This is a genomic window from Streptomyces sp. NPDC085946 (genome assembly GCF_044540485.1).
Taxonomy (GTDB): Bacteria; Actinomycetota; Actinomycetes; order Streptomycetales; family Streptomycetaceae; genus Streptomyces.
In genome coordinates this window covers 36,716-58,895 of record NZ_JBITSF010000034.1, presented here as the reverse complement: position 1 = coordinate 58,895, position 22,180 = coordinate 36,716, and the positions used below count along the sequence as shown (strand labels likewise).

General features: G+C 75.5%; 20 protein-coding genes. 11 read left to right on the top strand and 9 right to left on the bottom strand.

Annotated features, from left to right (window positions below):
- Window positions 1-254: 254 nt before the first annotated feature.
- Window positions 255-1,019: an alpha/beta fold hydrolase gene (locus ACIF8T_RS37045; RefSeq protein WP_400041446.1), complete on the top strand. Its 765-nt coding sequence runs from the start codon at window positions 255-257 to the stop codon at window positions 1,017-1,019.
- Window positions 1,020-1,259: 240 nt separating this feature from the next.
- Window positions 1,260-1,973, top strand: a complete 714-nt coding sequence (locus ACIF8T_RS37040) for a GAF and ANTAR domain-containing protein (RefSeq protein WP_400041444.1) — start codon at window positions 1,260-1,262, stop codon at window positions 1,971-1,973.
- Between the two features lie 257 nt (window positions 1,974-2,230).
- On the opposite strand, the gene ACIF8T_RS37035 is transcribed toward ACIF8T_RS37040, so the two are convergent.
- Together ACIF8T_RS37035 and ACIF8T_RS37030 are read right to left on the bottom strand one after the other, a co-directional pair.
- Entirely contained in the window at window positions 2,231-2,602 is a 372-nt protein-coding gene (locus tag ACIF8T_RS37035; protein ID WP_400041442.1) for a hypothetical protein, read from the bottom strand.
- Between the two features lie 1,439 nt (window positions 2,603-4,041).
- Window positions 4,042-4,266, bottom strand: coding sequence for a hypothetical protein (locus ACIF8T_RS37030; RefSeq protein ID WP_400041440.1), 225 nt, complete (start codon window positions 4,264-4,266; stop codon window positions 4,042-4,044).
- A gap of 283 nt (window positions 4,267-4,549) precedes the next feature.
- On the opposite strand from ACIF8T_RS37030, the gene ACIF8T_RS37025 reads away from it, so the two are divergent.
- Complete coding sequence (locus tag ACIF8T_RS37025; protein ID WP_400041438.1) at window positions 4,550-4,945, top strand: hypothetical protein; 396 nt, start codon at window positions 4,550-4,552, stop codon at window positions 4,943-4,945.
- Window positions 4,946-5,027: 82 nt separating this feature from the next.
- Here ACIF8T_RS37025 and ACIF8T_RS37020 read toward each other — a convergent pair whose 3' ends face one another.
- The 4 genes from ACIF8T_RS37020 to ACIF8T_RS37005 all read right to left on the bottom strand — a co-directional run bounded on the left by ACIF8T_RS37020 (window position 5,028) and on the right by ACIF8T_RS37005 (window position 10,012).
- Window positions 5,028-5,540: a GNAT family N-acetyltransferase gene (locus ACIF8T_RS37020; RefSeq protein WP_400041454.1), complete on the bottom strand. Its 513-nt coding sequence runs from the start codon at window positions 5,538-5,540 to the stop codon at window positions 5,028-5,030.
- 572 nt (window positions 5,541-6,112) lie between these two features.
- Window positions 6,113-8,248 (bottom strand): cellulose binding domain-containing protein, encoded by a 2,136-nt coding sequence (locus tag ACIF8T_RS37015; protein WP_400041437.1) that lies wholly within the window; start codon window positions 8,246-8,248, stop codon window positions 6,113-6,115.
- Window positions 8,249-8,599: 351 nt separating this feature from the next.
- Window positions 8,600-9,646 carry a DUF6745 domain-containing protein gene (locus tag ACIF8T_RS37010; protein WP_400041435.1) on the bottom strand — a complete coding sequence of 349 codons (1,047 nt, stop codon included), beginning with the start codon at window positions 9,644-9,646 and terminating at the stop codon, window positions 8,600-8,602.
- A gap of 39 nt (window positions 9,647-9,685) precedes the next feature.
- The gene (locus tag ACIF8T_RS37005) at window positions 9,686-10,012 is read right to left on the bottom strand and encodes a hypothetical protein (protein WP_400041433.1); all 327 of its coding nucleotides are present in this window, start codon (window positions 10,010-10,012) and stop codon (window positions 9,686-9,688) included.
- A 171-nt stretch (window positions 10,013-10,183) separates the two neighbouring features.
- On the opposite strand from ACIF8T_RS37005, the gene ACIF8T_RS37000 reads away from it, so the two are divergent.
- From ACIF8T_RS37000 to ACIF8T_RS36980, 5 genes are read left to right on the top strand one after another with little or no spacing between them, the layout of a single operon-like run.
- Complete coding sequence (locus ACIF8T_RS37000; protein WP_400041431.1) at window positions 10,184-11,143, top strand: STM4015 family protein; 960 nt, start codon at window positions 10,184-10,186, stop codon at window positions 11,141-11,143.
- Window positions 11,140-12,453 (top strand): STM4014 family protein, encoded by a 1,314-nt coding sequence (locus tag ACIF8T_RS36995; protein WP_400041430.1) that lies wholly within the window; start codon window positions 11,140-11,142, stop codon window positions 12,451-12,453. The genes ACIF8T_RS37000 and ACIF8T_RS36995 overlap by 4 nt, the downstream gene beginning before the upstream one ends.
- 7 nt (window positions 12,454-12,460) lie before the next feature.
- Window positions 12,461-13,276, top strand: a complete 816-nt coding sequence (locus ACIF8T_RS36990; RefSeq protein ID WP_400041453.1) for an STM4013/SEN3800 family hydrolase — start codon at window positions 12,461-12,463, stop codon at window positions 13,274-13,276.
- Window positions 13,273-14,610 (top strand): STM4012 family radical SAM protein, encoded by a 1,338-nt coding sequence (locus ACIF8T_RS36985; protein ID WP_400041428.1) that lies wholly within the window; start codon window positions 13,273-13,275, stop codon window positions 14,608-14,610. Before ACIF8T_RS36990 ends, ACIF8T_RS36985 begins: the two co-directional genes overlap by 4 nt.
- A gap of 10 nt (window positions 14,611-14,620) precedes the next feature.
- The gene (locus ACIF8T_RS36980; RefSeq protein WP_400041427.1) at window positions 14,621-15,493 is read left to right on the top strand and encodes an STM4011 family radical SAM protein; all 873 of its coding nucleotides are present in this window, start codon (window positions 14,621-14,623) and stop codon (window positions 15,491-15,493) included.
- Between the two features lie 555 nt (window positions 15,494-16,048).
- On the opposite strand, the gene ACIF8T_RS36975 is transcribed toward ACIF8T_RS36980, so the two are convergent.
- Entirely contained in the window at window positions 16,049-17,044 is a 996-nt protein-coding gene (locus ACIF8T_RS36975) for a pirin family protein (RefSeq protein ID WP_400041425.1), read from the bottom strand.
- Between the two features lie 107 nt (window positions 17,045-17,151).
- On the opposite strand from ACIF8T_RS36975, the gene ACIF8T_RS36970 reads away from it, so the two are divergent.
- Window positions 17,152-17,649, top strand: coding sequence for a carboxymuconolactone decarboxylase family protein (locus ACIF8T_RS36970; RefSeq protein WP_400041423.1), 498 nt, complete (start codon window positions 17,152-17,154; stop codon window positions 17,647-17,649).
- A 163-nt stretch (window positions 17,650-17,812) separates the two neighbouring features.
- On the opposite strand, the gene ACIF8T_RS36965 is transcribed toward ACIF8T_RS36970, so the two are convergent.
- Both ACIF8T_RS36965 and ACIF8T_RS36960 read right to left on the bottom strand, forming a co-directional pair.
- Window positions 17,813-18,430: a TOPRIM nucleotidyl transferase/hydrolase domain-containing protein gene (locus ACIF8T_RS36965; RefSeq protein ID WP_400041421.1), complete on the bottom strand. Its 618-nt coding sequence runs from the start codon at window positions 18,428-18,430 to the stop codon at window positions 17,813-17,815.
- A 561-nt stretch (window positions 18,431-18,991) separates the two neighbouring features.
- Window positions 18,992-20,281, bottom strand: coding sequence for a sulfite oxidase (locus tag ACIF8T_RS36960; RefSeq protein WP_400041419.1), 1,290 nt, complete (start codon window positions 20,279-20,281; stop codon window positions 18,992-18,994).
- A gap of 522 nt (window positions 20,282-20,803) precedes the next feature.
- Between ACIF8T_RS36960 and ACIF8T_RS36955 the strand changes: the two genes are divergently transcribed.
- A complete protein-coding gene (locus tag ACIF8T_RS36955) occupies window positions 20,804-20,878 on the top strand; it encodes a putative leader peptide (RefSeq protein ID WP_400041451.1) in 75 nt (24 codons plus the stop codon).
- Between the two features lie 175 nt (window positions 20,879-21,053).
- Complete coding sequence (locus ACIF8T_RS36950) at window positions 21,054-22,151, top strand: LLM class flavin-dependent oxidoreductase (RefSeq protein WP_400041418.1); 1,098 nt, start codon at window positions 21,054-21,056, stop codon at window positions 22,149-22,151.
- The last annotated feature ends 29 nt before the right edge of the window (window positions 22,152-22,180 follow it).

The window sequence follows — 22,180 nt, the reverse complement described above, 5'->3', positions numbered from 1 at the left end:
CTCCCGCTCCAGCAGGTCCAGCAGCCACAGGACCCGGTTCTGCCGCAGCCTGCGGCGGTGTGACGTGGCGTTCATGAACCGCCGGGTCCCCACCGCCACGCACCACAAACGACGGCTGCCGGGCGACCCCGCGGACGCGGCCGCCCTCGCCCCGGACCGGCCGGCCGTGTCCTCGGACGGGGTACCGCGGAGGCACTCGGCGTGCGCCCCGTCGCGCCGTCCATGAGCCCGGTGCGGCCGGGTACCCGCCGGCCATGCCACAGCTCCGGAGATCACCCCTGCACGTCCGTCACGACCGCGTCGGGCCGACCACGGTGCGCAGCCTGGGAACACCCTGCCTGGACGGACAGGGCACCGCGGTGGTGATGCTGCCGGGCCTGGGAGCACCCGGATACCTGCTGCGCACCCTGGAACGCTGTGCGCGCTCCGGGCCGGTGCGTCTGCTGGACGTGCCGGGGTTCGGCGATCCCTCCGGGCAGGCCTGTCCGGAGACGCTGGGGCCGCTCGCGGACACCGTGGCCCGGTGGCTGGCGACCGTCCCGCGGGCACCGGTGGTCCTCGCCGGGCACTCCACCGGCGCCCAGGTGGCGCTGCGCGCGGCCGTACGCGTGCCCGAGCGGGTCCGGGCTCTCGTCCTGCTGGCTCCCACGTTCCCGCCCCGCCTCCGGCGGATGCCGCCGCTCCTCGCCGCGTTCGCCCGCACGGCTGTCCACGAGTCCCCGGGAGTCGTGCCGGCCGTGCTGCCCTCCTACCTGAAGGCCGGCCCCCGGCGCCTCCTGAACTGCATCCGGTCCGCGCAGGCGGACACCCCCGAGGAGGTCGTGGCCGAGGTGGCCTGCCCGGTCACGGTGGTGGCGGGAGAGAGGGACGCGCTGTGCCCGCCGGACTGGATCGACCACCTGGCGCTCCGGGCCGGGTCCGGCCGCGCCGTGCTGGTGCCGGGCGCGCATTCGTTCCCCCACCCGTATCCCTCCGTCACCGCGGACCTGCTGGCCCGGACGCGCGGGGAGCGGTGCTGAGCGGACCGTGTCCGCGTCGGTCGCCCGGACGTCGCCGCCGATGCCCGGTCCTGCCGCGGCGGGCCGGCGGCGAGCTCAGGGGGCCGGTCGCCGGAGTCGCCGCGACCAGGCCGGGTACTGGCCGTTCATGGCCTCTCCTCACTTCACGGTGCCGCCCCCTCACCGGCGGTGCCGGCGCGTCTCCCCCCACGCCCGCGAAGCCGCCACTGGGCACACCCTCCGGGGACGGCGGAGGAACGGATGACGGCCGAAGCGACGAAGGCGGTGCGGCTGGTCGCGGAAGCCGCGGCCGGCGCACCCGACAGGGAGGTTCCGCGGCGGGTGTGCGCGGCGGTGTGCGAGGGGCTCGGAATGGACGGCGTCACTCTGTCGCTGCTCACCGACACCCCGTCCCGTCAGCTGCTGGCCGCGTCGAACGACGCGGCGCTGCTGCTGGAGGAGATCCAGTTCACCGTGCTGGAGGGTCCCTGCATCAGCGCCGCGCGGTCCGGACAGCCCGTCGCCGTGGACGACCTGCGGCACGACCTGACTCCCTGGCCGCTCTTCGGGGCCATGGTGCGCGAGAAGCTGGCGGAGGCGGGCTCGGTGTACGCGCTTCCCCTCTACTTCGGCGACTACGTCCTCGGGTCGGTCGACCTGCTGGCGCTGCGGTCCCACGCGCTCGACGAGGACGCCCTGGAGCAGGCGTCGCACGTGGCCGACGCGGTGACGGCCGCCCTCCTGCCGACACGACGGATGCTCCTCACCGGGAGCGAGGCTCCGGCGTGGGAGCCCGAGGAGGTGGTCCGCGCCCACTGGTTCGACACGTCGCGTGCCATCGGGGCCCTGGTGGCCCGGCGAGGACTCAGCCCTGGGGACGCCCTCGCCCTCATGCGCGCCGAGGCCTTCCGCACGGGCGAGTCCTTGGCGGACATCACCACGAACATCCTGCGGGAACCGCCTCCTGCGTCGTAGGCGGGCGCCGCGGCGATCCCGTCTCCCGGCGCTCCGCCGACGGAACCGCCGGGCCGGGCCGCCGCGCCGTGACCGCAGGGAGGAAGCGCCGGGCCGTGACCGCAGGGGGAAGCGCCGGGCCGTGACCGCAGGGAGGAAGCGCCGCGCCGTGACCGCAGGGGGAAGCGCCGGGCCGGTCCCCGCGCGCCGGTACGCGCGGGGATCACGCCGTCCCTGCCGACATGACCTCCACGCCCCGCGCGCGGCCACCGTCCGCGTCAGCCCGTGGAACGAGGCTGCGCCGGGTTCTCGGGTGTGCCGTGGGACGGCGGGTTCATCGCCGGGCCGGACGTGACGGGCGACACCTGGGATCCGGTGTCGGCCGGAGGGGCGTGCTCGGGAGCCGGCGCGTGCGGCGAACCCCCCGACGGCTGTGCGCCCTCACGCAGCTCCTGGAGCCGGGCACGCAGCACCTCGACGACGGGGAGCCGGTTGCCGTGCGCTTCCTCGTAGGTGAGCACCTGGCTCAGGCCTGTCTCGTCGAGCGTGCGGATGCGGTGCTGCAGGCTGCCGAGCGGCAGATGGTCGTAGTCCGGCAACGGCAGTGCCTCGTGCTGGGGCACGTGCGTCTCGGTCTTCTTGTCCGACATGACGACGTCCTTTCTGCACCGATGCGCCCGCAGAGGGCGGGCGCCGTCCGGAACAAGGAGCCGAGTCTCTCGCCCGGAACCGTCCAAACGGCCTCGCCCCGTCCTCGGCGGCCGAAGCCGGGGTGCCTGCCAGTGAGAGTGGCCCCGGCCGGTGTCACCGGGGCGCCACCGGCGGCCGGGAGCGACTTCGTCAGCGGAGGGACGCGGGACGGGCAGGGCAGTGGCGCAGCCCACACCGCCCGGGGAAAGAAACCCCTGTAGTTCTATGTTCAACCGTATGCGGGTGTGGAGGGGACAGTGTCCCCGGGCCTCACCTCTCGCCCGTGGGGACGATCGTTCGGCTGAAGCCCCACGGAGCCATTCGCCGCGAGGCGACCGCCCTCCGCGCCCGCCCTCACACGACCCCGGTCGGCCCTCCCCCGAGCCGCCCGGGGTCTCCCCTTGTCCCCGGGGTCCCAGGTGGCCGCCGCCCGGCCGCCCGCTTCGACCGTGGCGTGCCCCGTGCGGACCGTCGAGGCGGAGGCCGGCCCCGCTTCGCCGACGTCGCGGTCCGCTCCTGCGGGTGCGCGGCCGTCCGAACGGTGCGGGCCGGGGCCGGTGGTCTCCGGGAGGGTCCGTCGGGCGGGAACCGGGTGCGTTCCGCGTTCCGTCCGGCACCCGGGGCCGTCGGACGGGCAGGCGCACCGCCCGGCCCACGGTCATGGCGGGCCTGAGCGGCAGGAGCGGCACCCCGACGAGGACGGCCCCGGCCGTCCGCCGGGCCGGCGTCCGCGCCATGAGCGTGCGGACGGCCGTGCCCGGGTCCTCGGTGCCGTGGACGACTTCGATGTCGCTGCGGTGCGGGTCGCCGCCGGGTCCCGGCGCGGCGTGGCCGGCCAGGATCTCGTGCTCGCCGCCTTCGAGGTCGGTGCACCGGAAGTACTCGCGCCGACCGGTGCCGCGGCTGGAGCGTGCCACGACCGCGGCGCCCCACTTCCTCGGCGTCCAGCACCGGCGCGCCGCCACCGCCGCGGGTCCGACCAGGAGGACACCGAGGGCGACCGGCGCCCCTGCCACCGCCCGCAGCACCGCCCGCAGCGGTCCTCCCGCCGGGGCCGGCGCGGCGATGCCACCGAGGAAGAACACCAGGACGGCGAGGACCCCGACGCGGTCGCGCCGCCTCCTGCGCCGGACGGCCTGCGACGGCCCCGCCGGCAGTACGTCGACCGAGGAGTCCCGCCCCGTCCTTCCTGGGCAACCGCACGTACTTCACCGGCCACGGCGACCGGCCCGGCGTCCTCTTCCGCAGCGGCGCCGTACTGCGGCGGGCCGTCGTCGGCCGCGTCAGGAAGCCGGGCCGCTGAGGGCGGACGCGCGCGCCGGTCGCCGGCCGGCCGTCACGCCCGGGTCCGGGGCGGGCCCGAGCCTCCGGGGCCGAGGGCCGGGCCCGCCGCGTCGGGTCACCGGTGCCGGCGCCGGGCGGACCGGTTGGCGACCAGCAGCGCGCCCCACAGCAGGACATGACAGGCGGACAACGCGATGCTCGCCCCGTCGGCTCCCTCGATCACCCGCCACGCCAGGAGGCCGACGGTGACGCAGAGCATCGGCCAGTAGATCCACGACCACCACCGCGCGCCGGGCTTCGTCCATGACGGCGGGGTATGACCATGCGAACGCTGATGCACGGACTCTCCCTTCTCCCCCCGTCGTCTGTCCCGCAGCCGCCGAAATGAACGCTCGCGTCCCCAACGCGCTTTCCGTGAAGCCCACTTGGGCCACCGGCCCGTTCCGCACCGGTCTCCTCGGCCACTCGTTCCGCCGGGAGCGCCGCGCTCGGCATCCGTCACCGCCGATGAGCTCTCCCGGCGACCGGGGCAGGATGGGCGCATGGTCGACGACGAGCAAGCCCGCTGCGTACTTCCGCGAGGAGCGTCGGGGTTCTTCCGGCCGGCGGACGGCCCGCTCCCCGTGACCGATCCGTCCGCCTTCCGCACCGCGCTGTACGCGGCCGCTCGCGCCGCCGGAGGCACGGTGGGCGGGTGGGAGAGGCAGGCGTATCCCCGCTCCTTCCACACCGCGACGGTCCTCGACGGCACAGGCGAGTGGGTCGTCCTGTGCCACGCCCACCACCCCTGGGTCGCCTTCGCACGGGAACGCCGGGACTGGTACACCGAGGAGTTCCTCGCACCGCCCCCTTGGGCCCACGCCTTCGGGTCCCTGGGGTTCGTCGTCCTCGGACGCGCGCACCTCACCACGCCTCTCCCGGACGTCGACACCTCGGCCCTCACCCGGCCCGAACGGCGCCACATCCGCCTCTACGGCATCACCACGGTGGGCGGAGTCCTCTTCAACGCGTGGGACTGACCGGCGGCGGTCCGCGACCGGCCGGGCAGGCGCTGTGCCGGCGCGCCCCGGGACGCGGGGTCCCGGGGCACCACCCGGCGGATCAGACGCCGAACGCGGCCGGGTACCGGATGGTCCCGGAGGGGACCGGGCGGGTGTCGTCGAGGACCAGGGCCATCATGGCCTCGTCGGGAACCTCGAAGGGGGGCCGGACCCCGAAGCGGGAGGCGGGGGTGAAACCGAACCGCGGATAGTAGTCGGCGTGTCCCAGGACGAGGACGAGGTTCTCCTCCCCCCTGGCCCGGGCGGCGTCCAGGGCGGCGCGGACGGCGGCGGAGCCGGCGCCCGTGCGCTGGGCCGAGGGCAGCACCGCGCACGGGGCCAGGGCGAGGGCGGGTGCGCCGTCGACGTGGCAGCGGGTCAGCAGCGCGTGCCCGACCGGGGTGCCGTCGGGGGCGGTGGCGATCACGGACAGGCCGTCGATCCACGCTTCGGGGTCGGCGCGCAGGGCGTCGACGATCTCGGCCTCCCTCTCGGTCGGGAAGGCCGCGAGGACGATGTCGCGGACGGCGGGGATGTCGTCGGCGGTCTCGGGGCGGGTGGTCCAGTTGGGCATGGCGGTTCCGTTCTCGGCGTGCGGGTGAAGGACGGGGGCGGCGTGGGCGCGGGCCGGGGCGGCCGGGGCGGACACGGTCCGTTCGGTTTCGATGATCGCCGGAACGCCGCCGGGGGCGAGCCGGCGGTGCAGGGCGCGCAGGGCGGACGAGGCGTCCGTCACCGGTTCGGTTCCGGCGGGACGGCCGGGTGTGTTCGTACCGCTCAGGAAGGGGGGAGGCAAAGCAGAGCCCCTTGGACAGGGGACCCGACGAGGACAGCGCGCTGTCTCCCGCGAGCCGCCAGGGCTCTCCGAAGCATCAGCGCGGGGTCAGACCGGGGCCCGGGACGTGAGGATGGTCCGGCGGGCGCTGCGCACGGCAGCGGCCTCTGCGGCGGTCATCGACTCACCTCCCCCTTCCGGTCTCGCGGCCGACCCGGTCGGCTCCGCGGCGCTCACGCTAACACGCGTCCGCGGAAACACGCCTCCGCGCACCGGACGGGACCGCCCGGCCGGGCAACGGCGGGACACCGGCCCCGCCCCGCGCCGGGCGGACCGTCGCCCGCCCCGGCGCCGGGGCGGGCGACGGGGTGTCAACCGCCGGAGCAGACGCTGCCGTTGAGGCGGAAGACCGTCGGATCGGGGTTGGGCCCGTCGTTGCCGCCGACGAAGCCGAACGAGGCCGTCGACCCGCCGTCCGGGGCCAGCGGCCCGGCACCCTCGGGGGCGGTCACCCGTACGTGGCGGCCGGTCTGGTGGAACGTGGCGTTCCAGCCGGAGGACACCGACTGGCGGTCGGTCGGCCAGTCCCAGTCCACGGTCCAGCCGGTGATCGGGACGTCCGAGAGGTTCCGGACGGTGACCGTGGCCACGAACCCGTTGCCCCAGCTCGTGTCGCGCCGGTAGGTCACCGCGCACGCCGCGTCCGGTGGGGTGCCGGTGGTGAAGGTCAGCGGAGCGGACGGGGCGGAGAGCCGCCCCGAGGCGTCGGAGGCGAGGACGTTGACCGTGTGGGTGCTGCCCGGAGGCAGGTTCCGCAGGGTCACGGACGTGCCGGTGGTCTCGCCGACCACCCAGGTGTGGGCGCCGTCGCGCGCCTGGACGAGGTAGCGGGCGGCGCCCTGCGCACCGTCCCAGGACAAGCGGGCGGTGGTGTCGGTCACGGCCTCCGCCCTCGGGTCGCCCGGGGTGCCGGCGGCGGAGGCGCCGGGTCCGGTGCCGGCCTTCGGGGCGAGGGTGACGGTGAGCATGCCGTACGGCGGCACGGTGACCCGGGAGGCGGACGCCTCGCCGTCGGTGACGTCGGTGATGTCGCTGTCCCCGCGCGCGTAACGGCTCACCTCGGGTGCGGCGGCGGACGGGGTGAAGCCCGTGTACGCGAGGTCCACGGTCCGCGCGGCGTCCGGGTCCTTGTTGATGAGCAGGACGCTCAGGCGTCCGTCGCGGCGGTGCACGGCGTGCGCCGAGACGTCCTGGCCGGAGGACGCGGCGGCGACCATGGTGTCGCCCGCGGTGCCCAGTTCGCCGGTCATCTTCATGCCGTAGTAGGGGTGGAACGGCGTGTTCGGCGACGGCTCGCACACGTCACCGGTGCAGGTGCCGCTGGAGAGCATGCCCATGTCGCCGTAGTCGGTCTCCCCGTCGACGGTGGTGATCCGGCCGGCGCCGTTGTGGGTGTCCCACCAGTCGACGGTGAAGACGCCGTTCTCCAGGGCCGTCATGAACGCGTCCGCGGCGAACAGGCCGTTGGGGCGGGCGGTGAGCCGGGCGCCGCCGGTGTTGGTGTTGATCTCGGTGAGCGCGATGCCGATGCGCGGCGAGTCGGCGCCCGCGTGGCGGTCGAGCTGGGCGCGCACCTCGCGGAGTTCGCCGGGCAGGCCGGTCAGTCTGGCCATGGCGTCCTCGGCGGTGGTGTCGGAGCCGCCCGCGTACCAGTGGACGCTCACGAAGTCGATGACGTCGGTGACTTCGGAGAGCACGGTGTGGTTCCAGTCGCCCGGATCGCCCTCGCCGACGACGCCGTCCGGCCAGTGGCCCGGGGTGGTGAGGACCGCGCCGATCTTGATGGTCGGGTCGACGGCCTTCATGGCCTTGGCGTAGGCGCGGACCTGACGGGCGTACTCCCGGGGGCTCTTGTCCTCGTGGTCGTCGTGCTCCCAGCCGTTGCCGTAGTGGCCGTTGCCGTAGATCTCGTTGCCGATCTCCCAGTACTTCGCGCCGTAGTCCTTGGTGACGTTGGCGTAGCGGACCCAGCCGGCCGCCTCCTCGGGCGTGCCCGAACCGTAGTTGGCGATCAGGATCGGCTGCGCCCCGGTGGCGCGGACGGTGCCCATGAAGGAGTCGAAGCCGGTGCCGGGGGCGACGTACCCGCCGGGCGCGGTGTGCGTCTCCCAGTGGTAGATGTCCGCGTAGGAGCCGCCGGGATAGCGCATCGCACCGACGTCGGCCGCCTTCATCAGGGTGGCGACCTCGGGGTCGTTCATGTGCGAGTCCCAGATGGCGGCGTTGACGCCGCGGGCGACGTCGGACAGGCGGCCCAGCGACGCCTGGGTGTTGACCCGGACCGCGACGTCCGCGGCGGCGGGGTCCGCCCGCGGCGCGGCGGGCGCGACGTCGGCGGCACCCAGCAGGGGCAGCAGGGCGAGCGCGGCGGCCAGGACGGTGGCGGTGCGCGCGAGAGGGCGGGGGCCGGCGGCGGCCGGCCGCCCGGGTCTCCGTAACGGTGGCATGGGGGTCCTCCCTCGGGGGTCCGGCGGCACGGCGGGTCAGCAGCGGAGCCGGACCGTGCCGTCGGACGGGCGGAGTGCCGGCGCGGCGGCGGGACGCTCCGCGCCGGTGACACGGGGACGGTGCGGGGTGCGGTCGAGCACGTGCGGACGGCGGCCGGAACCCGCCGGTGGGAGCGCTCCCAGGATGGGAGCGGTGTGATGTTCTGTCAACGCGTCGGACAACGTGGACAGCGGACGGCCGGTACCCGGTGCCCATCCGGTGGCCCGCCGGCAGCGCGGGGGGCAGGGCCGGTGAGACGCCGGCCCTCCCCCCGCGCCGGGCCTGCCGGCCGCCGCGCGCGGGCCCGCCCCTCAGGTCTCCCGCACCGGCGCGTACACCTCCGGCCGCACACCGAACGTCCAGGCCACGCCCGCCTTCGCGGTGCGGGTCGACGGGGGCACCCTGAGCCAGTAGGTGCGCCGGGTCCCGTCCGGCTCCGGCGTGGAGTTGAGCACCTCGACCATGACCACGGGTTCGTCGTCCGGCAGGTCGATCCGCCACAGGGTGCCCGTCTCGTCCCGGTGGAGGGGGCGGGCGCCGGAGTCCGCGAGGTAGCGGTCGTAGCCGTAGTACTCCAGCATCACCCGCCGCAGCTCGGCGTTCTCCTCGGAGCGGATCCGGCCGGGGGTAAGGGAGCGCAGTTCCGCGAGGAAGGCGGCCGGTACGGGCATGCCGCGCCAGGCGTGCAGGGCGAAGCCGTCGGGGTAGGCGAGTGCCGGGCCGTCCCCGTGGTCGAGGCGGCCCGCCTCGTCGCGGTGCAGGGCCACGGGGCGTTCCGACACCACCGCGACGCGGGCGTACGGCCACCACCAGCCCGCGCTGCGGCACACCGCGGCCAGCGCGTCGAGGGGACCGTCGTCCGTGCCGAACGCGGCGAGCCACGGCGCGTCGTGCTGGCCGAGCACGGCGTCCAGCAGGAGCAGCCGCACCTCGGCGGCCTCCCGGCCGGTGTCCCGGCCCGCCAGGTCCTCGACGACCCCGGTTCCGATCCGGTCCACGAGCGCCTGGACGGACTCCCACAGCCGCCCGCCGGTCGCCGCCCAGTGCGCCGACCAGCCGGCGGCGCCCAGTGCGGTGTGCAGCCGGTTCCGCTCGCGGGCCCAGGGCACGCTGCGGACCGCCTCGCGCACGCCGGGGCCCCGGTCCGGGAGCTGCCGTATCAGGGTGACGGCCGCGCGCGGGGACGCAGCCCACACCACCTGCTCCGGTTCCGCGAGTCCCGCCCGCCGGTAGGCCGCCCGGATGCCCTGTTCGGCGGCCGCGCGATCGGCGGGCCCGGTCGCCGAGGCCCGGGCGCGCCACCGGCCCAGGTCGTCGGCGGACCCGGCCGCCGCCGTCGTCGCGTCGATGTCCGTCATGGTCGTCCGTCCCTCCGTCATGTGCTGTCCGGTGCGCGCTCAGTCGGCGACGATCCGGACGGACCCGGGCACGTACTCCCGCTGCCGGATCACGCGATACCACCCCTTCGGCAGCGCGATCGCCGCGTGCTCCTCGTGCACCACCCGGCCGCCCCGGGGCAGGTGCAGCAGCAGCGGGCCGAAGGGCCCCGGCTCGCGCACCAACTCGCCCGGCCCGACGACCGCGTGGGCGTGTCCGGTGACCTCGCCGAGCGCCAGGACGAGCCGGCCCCGGGCGTCGCGCCGCTCCCGCGGCGCGCGGGCCACGTGCTCCGGCACCGCCTCCGCCGTCACGGGCACGATCAGTACGTCTCCCTGCCGGTACACGGCCGTCCTCCCCTCACCGCCGGGCGCACGGCGGCCCGGCCTCATGACCACGACCGTAGGGGCAGCCACCGACAATGCCCCGGTCCCGCCCCGCCGACGGGTGCTGTCAGTGGTTGTTGGTAGAACTGCGGGCACCACAGGCCGCACTCACTTTCCCTCAGGAGCAGCCGCATGACCATCGGTGACCACCTCGGCGCGTTGTACCGGCTGCCCGCCCACACCTTCCCGGGCCCCGACGCCAGGACGGACGACCTGCCCGAACCGGACGCCGTCGCCTGGCGGATCAAGGCCGACGTGTACGACGGCGACGAGGAGTGGGCCGCGGCCTTCGCACGGTTCTGCGCGGCCGTCGACACCACGCGGGTGCGGGCCGTGATCGTCGGTGCCTGGGAGGAGGCCTACGAGACGTCCTCGTCGGTCGTGGTCGAGGCCCTGCTCGCCGCCCGGGAGCGCTTCCCGGCACTGCGCGCGCTGTTCCTGGGCGACATGGTGATGGAGGAGTCCGAGATCTCCTGGATCAACCAGACCGACGTCACCCCGCTCCTCGCCGGCTTCCCCGCCCTGGAGGAGTTCGGCGTGCGCGGCGGAACGGGACTGCGCTTCCCCGCCGTGAGCCACGGCGCGCTGCGCAGACTCGTCGTGGAGAGCGGCGGGCTGCCCGCCGAGGTGGTCCGCGGCATCGGCGCCAGCGACCTGCCCGCCCTGGAGCACCTGGAGCTGTGGCTGGGCACCCCCGACTACGGCGGCGACAGCGAGGTCGCCGACCTGGAGCCCGTCCTGTCCGGCGCCCGGCTGCCGCGCCTGCGCCACCTGGCCCTGTGCAACAGCGAGATGCAGGACGCCGTGGCCGCGGCCGTCGCCTCCGCCCCCGTCGTGGAGCGTCTGGAGGTGCTGGACCTCTCCATGGGCGTGCTGACCGACGAGGGCGCCGGCGCGCTCCTGGGCGGCCAGCCCCTCACCCACCTCAAGAAGCTCGACCTCCACCACCACTACCTCAGCGAGCCCTTCGTGGAGCGCGTCCGGCAGACCCTGGAGCCCGCGGGCGTGGAGGTGGACCTCGACCGCGCCGACGCGGAGGAGGAGACGGAGGACGGCGGCACGGTCTGGCGTTACGTGGCCGTGGGCGAGTGAGCGCGCCGCCCGTGGCCCGGCCGGTCCCACTCCCCCGGACCCGCTTCGCGGTGGTCGGCAATCCCGGGAACCGCCGGGTGGCCCTCTTCGCCGAGGCGGTGCGCGCGGCCGGCCTGCCCGGCCCGCGCGTCGTGCCCTGGACGGACGTCCTGCGCGAGCGGGGGGCGGACTTCGCCGCCGACGAGATCGTCCGCGTCGACTCCCCGGGCGAGGACGCGGAGGTCGACCGTGTGCTGCGGGGCGTGGCGGACCCCACCCGCGTGGAGGGCTCGGCCCGCTGGTACGCCGCCTTCACCGCCGCCCTGCGCTCGCTGCGGGGCGGGATCCGTCTGGACGGCCCCGACGACCTCGCCGTGCTGTTCGACAAGCGCCGCTGCCACGCCGTGCTCGACGAGGCGGGGATCCCCGTCCCCGCCTCCCCCACGTCGGGTCCGGGCGGCGCGCCGGTGCGCGGCTGGGACGACCTGCGGGCGTTGATGCGCGAGCACCGGATGCCCCGGGTCTTCGTCAAACCCGCCCACGGCTCGTCCGCGTCGGGAGTCCTCGCCGTGGAGACGGGCGGCGGCCGGGTCAGGGCCACCACCTCCGTGGAGCTCACCGCGGACGGCCGGCTGCACAACTCCCTCAAGGTGCGCCGCTACGAACGCGAACAGGACCTCGCCGTCATCGTCGACGCGCTCGCACCCGACGGCCTGCACGTCGAGCGCTGGGTGCCCAAGGCCTCCCAGCAGGGCCGTGCCTGCGACCTGAGGGTGGTCGTGGTGGCCGGCCGGGCCACCCACGCGGTGGTGCGCACCAGCCGCCGGCCGCTGACCAATCTCCACCTCGGCGGCGCGCGCGGCGACCTGGACGCGGCCCGGCGGGCCGTCGAGGCGGCCGGCGTCCGCTGGAGCGATGTGCTGGGGGTGTGCGAGCGGGCCGCGGCCTGCTTCCCGCGCACCCTGTGCGTCGGCGTGGACCTGCTGCCGGCCGTCGGCTGGCGCAAGGTCTTCGTCGGCGAGGTCAACGCCTTCGGCGACCTGCTGCCGGGGCTGACCGGACTGCCCAGCAGCGGTGCCGAGGGCCTGGACACCTACGGCGCGCAGGTGGCGGCCGCCCTGCGCGCCCGGGCCCGTCCGGGCCCCCTCTCCGCGCAGGCGCCCCGGCCCGGCCTCCCTGCCGCGCACCCGCCCCGCCCCGGCACGCTCGCCGCGGACGCGCCCCGGCCCGGCCCCCTCACCCCGCACGCACCCCAGCCGGGCGCACTCCCCGCGGACGCGCCCCGGCCGGGCCCGCTCCACCCGCACAGAACAGGAACACCCCATGTCTGAGCCCGACATGAACGAGGTCGTCGGCGACCACGACATCCTCCTCGTCACCCTCGACACGCTCCGCCACGACGTGGCCGCCGAGCTGGCGGCGGAGGGCCGCATCCCGCACCTGGCCCGCCACCTCCCCGGCGGACGGTGGGAGGAGCGCCACGCGCCGGGCAGCTTCACGTACGCCTCCCACCAGGCGATCTTCGCGGGCTTCCTGCCGACCCCGGCCGGACCGGGGCCGCACCCGCGGCTGTTCGCGGCGAGCTTCGCCGGCAGCGAGACCACGGCCGACGGCACGTTCGTCTACGACACCCCGGACCTGGTCTCCGGCCTGGCGGAGGCGGGCTACCACACGGTGTGCATCGGAGGGGTGGGCTTCTTCAACCAGCAGGGCCCGCTGGGCTCGGTGCTCCCCGGTCTCTTCCAGGAGTCCCACTGGGAGCCGGAGTTCGGCGTCACCTCGCCGCACTCCTTCGAGCACCAGATCGCCCGCGCCGAGCACGTTGTCGCGCGACTCCCCGCCGGACAGCGGCTGTTCCTCTTCGTGAACGTCTCCGCCCTGCACCAGCCGAACTGGTTCCACCTGCCCGGCGCGACCCGCGAGGCCGGTGACAGCCGCGCGACACACACCGCCGCCCTGGAGTACGTCGACCGGCACATCGGCCGCCTGTTCGCCGCCGCGAGCTCCCGGCGCCGCTGCTTCGCGATCGTCTGCTCCGACCACGGCACCGCCTACGGCGACGACGGCTACACCGGCCACCGCCTCGGCCACCCGTCCGTGTGGACCGTGCCGTACGCCCACTTCTTCCTCGACCCCGCCGAGGCCGTCCGATGACCACCGCGCAGCTCACGTCGCCGTACCAGCACTACGTCTACGCCTACCCGCACAAGACCGCCTACCGCAGGCTCCCCGACCGTCCCGCGCTCGCCTCGCTGTGGGCGGCGGAGGACAAGAGCGCGCTCTCCCTCTACCTGCACGTCCCGTTCTGCGAGGTCCGCTGCGGCTTCTGCAACCTGTTCACCCGCATCGGCGCCCCCGACGGCCTGACCGGCGCCTACCTGGACGCCCTGGAGCGGCAGGCCGACGCCGTGCGCCGGGCCCTCGGGGACGCGGACGGCGTCCGGTTCGCCACCGCGGCGTTCGGCGGCGGCACCCCCACCTTCCTCACCGCGGCGGAACTGGCCCGGCTGTGCGACATCGCCGAGCACCGCATGGGCGCGGACCTGCGCGCGATCCCCCTGTCCGTGGAGGCCTCGCCCGCCACGGCCACCACCGACCGCCTCGCCGTCCTCGCGGAGCGCGGGGCCACCCGGCTCAGCCTGGGCGTCCAGAGCTTCGTCGACGCCGAGGCGCGGGCCGCCGTCCGCCCGCAGCGCCGCTCCGACGTCGAGGCCGCTCTCGCCCGCGTCCGCGACGCCGCGATCCCGGTCCTCAACATCGACCTGATCTACGGCATCGACGGCCAGACCGAGCGGACCTGGCGGCACTCCCTGGACGCGGCCCTGGCCTGGCGGCCCGAGGAGCTGTACCTGTACCCGCTGTACGTCCGGCCCCTGACCGGTCTCGACCGTCACCGCACGGCCGCCGGTCCCGACCCGGAGTGGGACGCCCAGCGGCTGCGCCTGTACCGCGCCGGCCGCGACCACCTCCTCGCCCACGGCTACACACAGCAGTCCATGCGCATGTTCCGCCGCGCGGACGCCCCGCCGCAGGGCCCTGACGACCACGCCTGCCAGACCGACGGCATGATCGGCCTGGGCTGCGGGGCCCGCTCGTACACCGCCGGCCTGCACTACTCCTTCGACTACGCGGTCGGCATGCACGAGATCCGCGGGATCATCGACGACTACGTCACCACGACCGACTTCGCCCACGCCGAGGTCGGCTACCGCATGGACGGCCACGAGGCCCGCCGCCGCCACCTCCTGCAGTCCCTCCTCCAGGCCGGCGGCCTGCCGGGCGACGACTACCGGGCCCGCTTCGGCAGCACCCCCGCCGAGGACTTCGGCACGGAACTCGACGCCCTCGCCGAGCGCGGCTGGCTCGACGCCACCGACCCCGCGCACCTGCGGCTCACCCCCGAGGGGCTCGCCCACTCCGACGCGGTCGGCCCCGAGCTGTTCTCCCCGGCCGTGCGGGCCGCCATGGCCGCCTACGAGAGGAAGTGACCGGCCCGCCGTGGACCTGACCCTCCTCTACCGGGGCCCGCTCGCCTCCTGCGACTACGACTGTCCCTACTGCCCGTTCGCCAAGCGACGCGACTCCGCCGCCGAGCTCCGGGCCGACCGCGCCGCCCTGGAACGCTTCGCGCGGTGGGCGGGCGCCCAGCGCCAGGACCGGCTCTCCGTGCTGTTCACCCCGTGGGGCGAGGGCCTGGTCCGCTCCTGGTACCGCCGCGCCCTCACGGAGCTGTCCCACCAGCCGCACATCCGCCGCGTCGCCGTCCAGACCAACCTCAGCTGCCGCACGGACTGGCTCGCCGAGGCGGACCTCGGCACGCTCGCGCTGTGGTGCACGTTCCACCCGGGCCAGACCCCCTACGACCGTTTCCTCGGCAAGTGCCGCGACCTGGCCGACCGCGGGGTCCGCTTCAGCGTGGGCGTCGTCGGTCTGCCCGAGCACCTGGCAGCGGCCCGCCGCCTGCGCGCCGACCTGCCCGCGCACGTCTACCTGTGGGTCAACGCGGCCGAGGGACACACCTACACGGACGCCGAGGCCGACGTGTGGACCGCGCTCGACCCCCTCTTCCCGTACAGCCGCACCCCGCACGCCAGCGCCGGGCTGCCGTGCCGCACCGGCGAGTCGGTGATCTCGGTCGACGGCGAGGGCACCGTCCGCCGCTGCCACTTCGTCCGCGCCGAACTGGGCAACCTCTACGACGGTTCCTACCGCGCCGCCCTGCGCCCGAGACCGTGCCCGCTGACCGTCTGCGACTGCCACATCGGCTACGTCCACCTGGAGACACTGCCGTTGTACGACGTGTTCGCGGGCGGCGTCCTGGAACGCGTCCCGGCGGCCGGCCAGCCGCCTCGGCGAAGGAGTGTCCCGTGACGCACGAGGACGTCGACGCCGATGCCCGGACCGTCCACGGCCGGCGGTACGTGCCGCCCGTCCCCGAGCGGCCGGACTGGACTCGGTGGGCCGGTGTCGGTCCCGGGGCCCAGATCCTGGGCGACGTCGTCGAGCACCTCGCCACGGCCGAGCCCTTCGACGCCGCGTACGCCATCGGCGCCCTCGCCTTCGCCGACCCGCACCGTGCCCTGCCCGCGCTGCACGCCGGCCCGCGCCCGGGCGCACCGCGCGATGGAGGGGGGCCGCCGCTGCCCCGGCCGGTGACCTACGGTCTCGCCGCCCCCTTCACGCACCCGGTGCGTGCCCTCGCGTTGCCGCTCGCGGTGGGACGACACCGCCTCATCGCTCGCCCGACGCCTCATCAGGAGAGTGGGCAGAGGGGCAGCGCCGGTTCGGCCGGAGCCGTCCGCGGACGCTCGTGCCCCGGGGATCACGAGCAGCCTCGGAAGGGCCCGGGAGGCGGGAGCCGAAGGCCCTCGCCCCAGGATGGGCACCTCGCCGGGCAGGCGCAGCGGCGCTCGTGGCCCCTTTCCCTCAGGCCCCCGTTTCCGCGGTTCGGCGCATCCTTCCCCGCGGCTTCAAGGGTGCGTTCGGCAGCTCCGGCGCGGGCAGCGGGGCCCCGTCGTATCCGTGGACCTCACCGAAACGGGTTCCCTTCGTCCAGTCGTCGCGCGCCCGCACGATGTCGTCGTGCGACCGTCCGATGAAGTTCCACCACATGACGATCTCCTCCCCGAAGGGGGGCCCGCCCAGCAGCACCACGCGGGCCGCCTGCGGTCCCTCGTTGGCGAGGGTGAGCGTGTCGCGGCCGGGTGCGGTGCAGCCCAGTTCGGTGGGCTTCAGGACGGTACCGTCCAGACGGACGTCACCGGTGTCCACGAGGACCCCGTGCTCGAAGTCCGGGTCGACGTCGAGGGTCACGGTCGCGTGCGGGTCCACGGACAGCTCGGCGCCGAGCAGGGGGGTGAAGGTGCGGACCGGGGAGGTGTCGCCGGCGAGTGCGCCCAGGAAGACCCGGGCGGTGCCGCCGTCCAGCGGCACGGGGGCGGGGACGTAGTGCTGGAAGTCCCGCTCGGTGTGGCGGTGTTCGTCCGGCAGGGCCACCCACAGCTGCACGCCGTGCAGGACCGTCGTCCGCGGGGTCGACACCTCCGAGTGGCTGATCCCGTGTCCGCCGGTCATCAGGTTGAGCTCGCCGGGGCGGACGAAGGCGTGGCTGCCGAGGCTGTCGCGGTGCTCGATCTCCCCGCTGAAGAGCCAGCTCACCGTCTGCAGACCGGTGTGCGGATGCGGGGCGACGTCCATCCCGCCCGTGAGGGACACGTCGTCGGGGCCGTAGTGGTCGGCGAAGCACCACGCTCCGATCAGCGTCCGGGTGCGCTGCGGCAGGGTGCGCCGCACGGGCATGGCCCGCGGGCCGCCCAGCGGGACCTGCCGTGCCGTGAGCACCTCGACGGCGAGGGGGCCGTCGGCGCCGGGCGGTGCCCCGGCGCTCTTCGACCCGGCGGGATGTGCTTCGGTGTTGGTCACGGTTCCGGCCCTTCCCGCGAGGGAGCGTGGGAGATTCGTTCGACTTTCAACATCCACTTGCCGATGATAGGACCATCAGCGAGTGATCGCTCGACGAAGGAGATCACATGACAGAGACGGCGGCACCGAGATCCGGCAACCGGATCTTCATCGACAAGCAGAGTCCCGACGCCTACCGTGCCCTGGTCGCGACCGCGGAGACCGTGAAGGGGGTGGCGGCCGCGGCCGGTCTGGACCGGCTCCTCGTCGAACTGGTCAACCTGCGCGTCTCCCAGCTCAACGCCTGCGCGTACTGCCTGAACCTCCACACCCGGACGGCCCTCCGGGCGGGCGAGACGACCCAGCGGCTGGGCGTCCTGGCCGCCTGGCGCGACACCGAGGTGTTCACCCCCAGGGAACGCGCGGCCCTCGCCCTGGCCGAGGCCACCACGCACCCCGCGGACGCCGACGCCCAGGCCGCGGCGTACGCGCAGGCCAGGACCGCGCTGTCCGACGACGAGATCTCCGCGGTGATCTGGGTCGCCATCACCATGAACGCCCTCAACCGCGTCTCGGTCATGAGCAAGCACCCCGTGCGCAGGATCCCCGACGCGTCCGCGCCGTGACCGGGACGTGCCGGGTACGACCGCGCGGGGCCGGCTGTCGCCGGTGCTGCCGTCCCCGCTGGTCGCGACCGTCATCGGCACCGGCCGGGCGAGGCGCTCGACGTACCGCGGACCGCCGGCCCCGCCCTCGCCCCGCCCTCGTCGCTCGCCCGTCGAGGGCGGGTCACAGGCTGGTGAGCAGGGCGTCGAGCGGGGCGGGTACGTCGTCGGGGTCGAGGGCCTCGACGAGGACACGGCCGTAGTGGATCTTGCGGCCCTTCTTCGTGCCGAGGAAACGCCGCACCTGCTGCTGTGCGGTACGGCCCTGCTGGGCGGGCTGGCGCAGGAAGGTCCGCAGCGCCCGGAGGTCTCCCTCCGCGCCGACGAGCTCCTCCACCCGCCGCACGCCGAGCGCGCGGATGAGCTCGTCCTCCAGGTCCGCCGCGCAGACGAAGAACCCGCCCTGTGCGGCACCGGCCCGCTCCCAGCCGCGGGCGTAGAAGCTCCGCTCCCGCTCGTCGCACAGCCCGGTGAGGCGGAGGCCGAGGCCCGAGGGGCCGAGGAGGCGGGCGAAACGGCCGACGTTCATCGCCCCGCCCATCGGCAGGACGCAGATCCCCTCCGCCGCCAGGTCCCGGTCACGGCTCGCGGCCAGCGCCCGGACCGCCGCGGCGTCGCTCGCCCCCTCCAGCAGGACGACCGCCCGGACGGGCAGCCGTGCGGCCAGCTCGCGGGCGGGGTCGCCGGGTCCCCCGGCCGCCCAAGCGGTGACCGCCGCCTGGAACTCCCCCATGTCAGCCATGCGACGAGTCTCCGCCGCCCTCGGCCGCCGCGCCAGGGAATATACGGCGGTGGACCACCGCCGCCGCTCCCCCTCGGCCGGGACCCGCGGCTGCACGCGGCCTCGGGAGAGCGCGTGGCGGGACGCCGTCGGGAGACCGGGTCCCGCGGGACGGCCGGCGGCGTCCGGGAGACGGGCGGCGTCCGGGAGGGCCGTGTCCGCCACGGCTTCGGGCCGCGCGCCCCCCCGCACCGCGGGACTCCGCCCGCGGATACTGGCGCCCGGGCGAACTCCCCGGCGAGCAGGGCACGTTGATCGCCGGGGTGGGAGGGACGGGCTGGGGCGCGGTCGTCCGCGTCCGGCCGTGGGACGACACGGGGATCGCGGCGGAGGCCCCCTCGTTCATGACCCGGCCGGCGGACCCGGGCACCGAGCGGCCCCGTCCGGCACCCGCTGCGCGCCGCCCCGGCCGCGCTCCCGCCGGACACCCACGCGGCGGACCTGCGCCCCCCGTCCCCACCGGCCTCGCCCTCGGCCGTTCCGAGCCGGCGGTGACGACGGGAGGGCGGCAGGGGGCCGGGGTCAGATCACGCTCACCGGATGCCGCACCACCGCGTCGAACAGATAGCCCTGCGTGTTGGGCACGGCGACGTCCGGCTGGGTGCGGCCCGCCGTGTCGGTGGCGCGGGCCAGGAGCTGGGTGGGACCGGGCGCGCCGGGCGTCCAGGTGACGGACCACCGGGTCCAGGTGTCGGCACGGGGCCGGTCGTGCAGCCGGGCCCGGCGCCAGCTCGTGCCGCCGTCGGTGCTGACGTCGACCCGCGCGATGGCGCCCGCGCCCGACCAGGACCGGCCGTGCAGCACCCGGCCCTCCCCCACCGGGAAGGTGGCGCCGCTCGCCAGCTCGAAGGCGCTCTTGATCGTCTGCCGGGTCAGCGGCGCGCTCCCCTCCGCCGGGTACGCCGGGCCGAACAGCCGGTAGAACGTGGTATTCCACGGGGAGAACAGCGGCTGCGCGGACACCTCGATGTCACCGACCCACTTGATCGACGAGATCCCCACCCACGAGGGCACCAGCACCCGCACCGGATACCCGTGGTCGGGGGGCAGCGGCTCCCCGTTCATCTCGTAGGCGAGCAGGACGTCGTTCAGCGCCTTGGCCAGCGGCAGCGGGCGGCGCACCCGGCCGAGGTTCTCCCCGCCGCTGACGTACTCGGCGTCCAGGCCGCGCGGCTGGACGTCCACGGCGCGGGAGGACAGTCCGGCCCTGCGCAGGACGTCGGCCAGGGGCACCCCGCGCCAGCGGGCGACACCGACCGCGCCGAGCGTCCACGCGGTGCCGGAGACCGTCTCGCCCTGCTGGGTCGTGTAGGAGCTGCGGCCGTTCCCGGCGCACTCGACGAACGCGGTCCGGGTGACCGAGGGCAGCGCGCGCAGGTCGTCGTACCCGAACTCCACCGGCCGGTCCTCGCCGGGCGTCCCCCGCAGCCCGCTGCCCCACAGCCGCAGCCGCCAGTCGTCCGCCTCCAGGACGGGGGTGGAGGTGTGGTTGCGTACGAAGAACAGTTCGTTGGGGGTGTGGTGGCCGGTGCCGCGCAGGGCCTCCCAGCGGGTCTCGGCGTTGGTGCCGCGCTGGATGAACCACTCGGGCGGCAGCGGTTTGACGATCGGGGTGCCGGCGGCGCGGGCCGGGCCCGGCGCCGGGAGTGCGGTGGCGGCGGCCGTCGCGGCGAGCAGGGTGAGCAGCCGGCGGCGGCTGACGCCGTCCGCCCGGGCGTCCCCGGCGAGCCACTGGCGCAGCCTGCGGCGGTCATAGGCGGCTTCGTCGGAGCCGCCGGCGGGGCGGGGGGCGGGAACGGCTGATGCGGGCATGGCGGTCCTCGTCGTCAGTGGGAGGCCGGAGGTGCGGGAGGCCGGAGGTGCGGGAGGGCGGGTGTGCGGCTGGGCGATCTGCGCAAGGGCGGACCCGCGAGCGGGCGGGCCGCGCGGGCACGGCGCGTCCGGGGCGGTCGCCGGCGGGCCGTGGCCGTCGACGAGCGCCGCGGGCAGGGCCGTTCGCGGCGCGGCCCGAAAGGCGGGATCAGACGGGGAGCCGACACAGCGCGGCGGCAACGCGGACGAAGTCCACGGTACGGCGGCGCGTCAGAGGCTCCAGCGGCGGCATGGCGCGATGCAAGCACGCGGTGCGCGAGGGTGTCAACGAGCCGGGCGGGCGTCCGGGGCCCCGGGTCGCGCCTTCCGGAAGGCGGGCGCCCGGTGACACCCCGTCACGCCTGCCGAGCGCGGGCGTCCGTCGCCGGCCGCCCCGTCCGGTGGCGTCCGCACGCACCCCGGCCCGTCCATGGACCGAGACCACCCCCGCCCCATCCGTCGCGCTGTGTATAGTCCCTGGCCATGGGTTCTGACGTCGAGCTGGTGAAGCGCGCGCACATCGACCTGCTCAGGGTCGCCACCGCGCTGTGTAGCTGATCCCTCGCGCCCCTCGCCGGCGTACGCCGGTTCCCGAGAACGCCTCTTGCCGCGGTGCCACCGTCCGGGCTCTGGTTCAACGTTGAATCCCCTCCCGTCGGCTGCCCGCACCCGGCCTCCCCTCTCCCCTTCCTCCCTCCCCCGAGCTTGATCCGCCCATCCTTCGGAGCACCCCATGACCGTGCGTCTGCACTGGTTCCTGCCCACCACCGGAGACGACCGCTCCGTGGTCGGCGTGACCGCACGCGACTCCCTGCAGTCCCGCGCCACGAGCCGTCCCCCCACCCTCGACTACCTCGCGCAGGTGGCCCGCGCCGCCGAGTCGGCCGGGTTCGAGGCCGTGCTCACCCCGACGGGCAGCGACTGCGAGGACTCCTGGCTGACCACGGCCGCGCTCATCCCGCAGACCACCCGCCTCAAGTTCCTGGTCGCGTTCCGCCCGGGGGTGATCGCACCGCCGCTCGCCGCCCAGATGGCCGCCACCTACCAGCGGCTGTCGGGCGGGCGGCTGCTGCTCAACATCGTCACCGGCAGCGACGCCGACGAGCAGCGCTCCTACGGCGACTTCCTCGACCACGACGCGCGCTACGCCCGCACCGACGAGTTCCTGACGCTGCTGCGCGGCGCGTGGAGCGGTGAGCCGTACGACTTCGACGGCGTCCACTACCGGGTGGCCGGCGGGCGGCTGCGCCGGCCCCCGGCCGCACCCCCGCAGGTCTTCTTCGGCGGCTCGTCGGCCGCGGCGCTCCCGGTCGCTGCCCGCCACGCCGACACCTACCTGACCTGGGGCGAGCCCCCGGCCGCCGTCGCCCGCAAGATCGGCAGGGTGCGCGAGCTCGCCGCCCGCCAGGGCCGCGAACTGTCCTACGGCATACGGCTGCACGTCATCAGCCGCGACACCGCCGAGGAGGCCTGGGCCGAGGCGGACCGCATCCTGGCGACGCTCGACCCGGCGGCCGTCGCCGCCGCCCACGCGCGCTTCAGCGCCTCCGAGTCCGCCGGCCAGCGGGCCATGGCCGCGCTCCACGGCGGCCGCACGGACGGCCTGGAGATCCACCCCAACCTGTGGGCGGGCTTCGGACTGGTCCGCCCGGGCGCCGGCACCGCCCTGGTCGGCAGCCACGAGCAAGTCGCCGCCCGCATCCGGGAGTACGCCGGTCTCGGGATCGAGCACTTCGTCCTGTCCGGGCAGCCGCACCTCGAAGAGGCGATCCGCTTCGGCGAGTGCGTACGGCCGCTGCTCGCCGGGGCGGACTCCCTCGCCGCGGCCTGACGCCCGGCCGGCCCCCTCCCCACCCAGCT

Excerpts from the sequence above, each read along its gene's own strand:
- ACIF8T_RS36970 (WP_400041423.1), top strand. The coding sequence starts at position 17,152 with ATGACAGAGACGGCGGCACCGAGATCCGGCAACCGGATCTTCATCGAC.
- ACIF8T_RS37010 (WP_400041435.1), bottom strand. The coding sequence starts at position 9,646 with ATGACGGACATCGACGCGACGACGGCGGCGGCCGGGTCCGCCGACGAC.
- ACIF8T_RS36965 (WP_400041421.1), bottom strand. The coding sequence starts at position 18,430 with ATGGCTGACATGGGGGAGTTCCAGGCGGCGGTCACCGCTTGGGCGGCC.
- ACIF8T_RS37045 (WP_400041446.1), top strand. The coding sequence starts at position 255 with ATGCCACAGCTCCGGAGATCACCCCTGCACGTCCGTCACGACCGCGTC.
- ACIF8T_RS37000 (WP_400041431.1), top strand. The coding sequence starts at position 10,184 with ATGACCATCGGTGACCACCTCGGCGCGTTGTACCGGCTGCCCGCCCAC.
- ACIF8T_RS36985 (WP_400041428.1), top strand. The coding sequence starts at position 13,273 with ATGACCACCGCGCAGCTCACGTCGCCGTACCAGCACTACGTCTACGCC.
- ACIF8T_RS37040 (WP_400041444.1), top strand. The coding sequence starts at position 1,260 with ATGACGGCCGAAGCGACGAAGGCGGTGCGGCTGGTCGCGGAAGCCGCG.
- ACIF8T_RS36950 (WP_400041418.1), top strand. The coding sequence starts at position 21,054 with ATGACCGTGCGTCTGCACTGGTTCCTGCCCACCACCGGAGACGACCGC.
- ACIF8T_RS37015 (WP_400041437.1), bottom strand. The coding sequence starts at position 8,248 with ATGCCACCGTTACGGAGACCCGGGCGGCCGGCCGCCGCCGGCCCCCGC.
- ACIF8T_RS36960 (WP_400041419.1), bottom strand. The coding sequence starts at position 20,281 with ATGCCCGCATCAGCCGTTCCCGCCCCCCGCCCCGCCGGCGGCTCCGAC.
- ACIF8T_RS37035 (WP_400041442.1), bottom strand. The coding sequence starts at position 2,602 with ATGTCGGACAAGAAGACCGAGACGCACGTGCCCCAGCACGAGGCACTG.
- ACIF8T_RS37020 (WP_400041454.1), bottom strand. The coding sequence starts at position 5,540 with ATGCCCAACTGGACCACCCGCCCCGAGACCGCCGACGACATCCCCGCC.
- ACIF8T_RS36990 (WP_400041453.1), top strand. The coding sequence starts at position 12,461 with ATGAACGAGGTCGTCGGCGACCACGACATCCTCCTCGTCACCCTCGAC.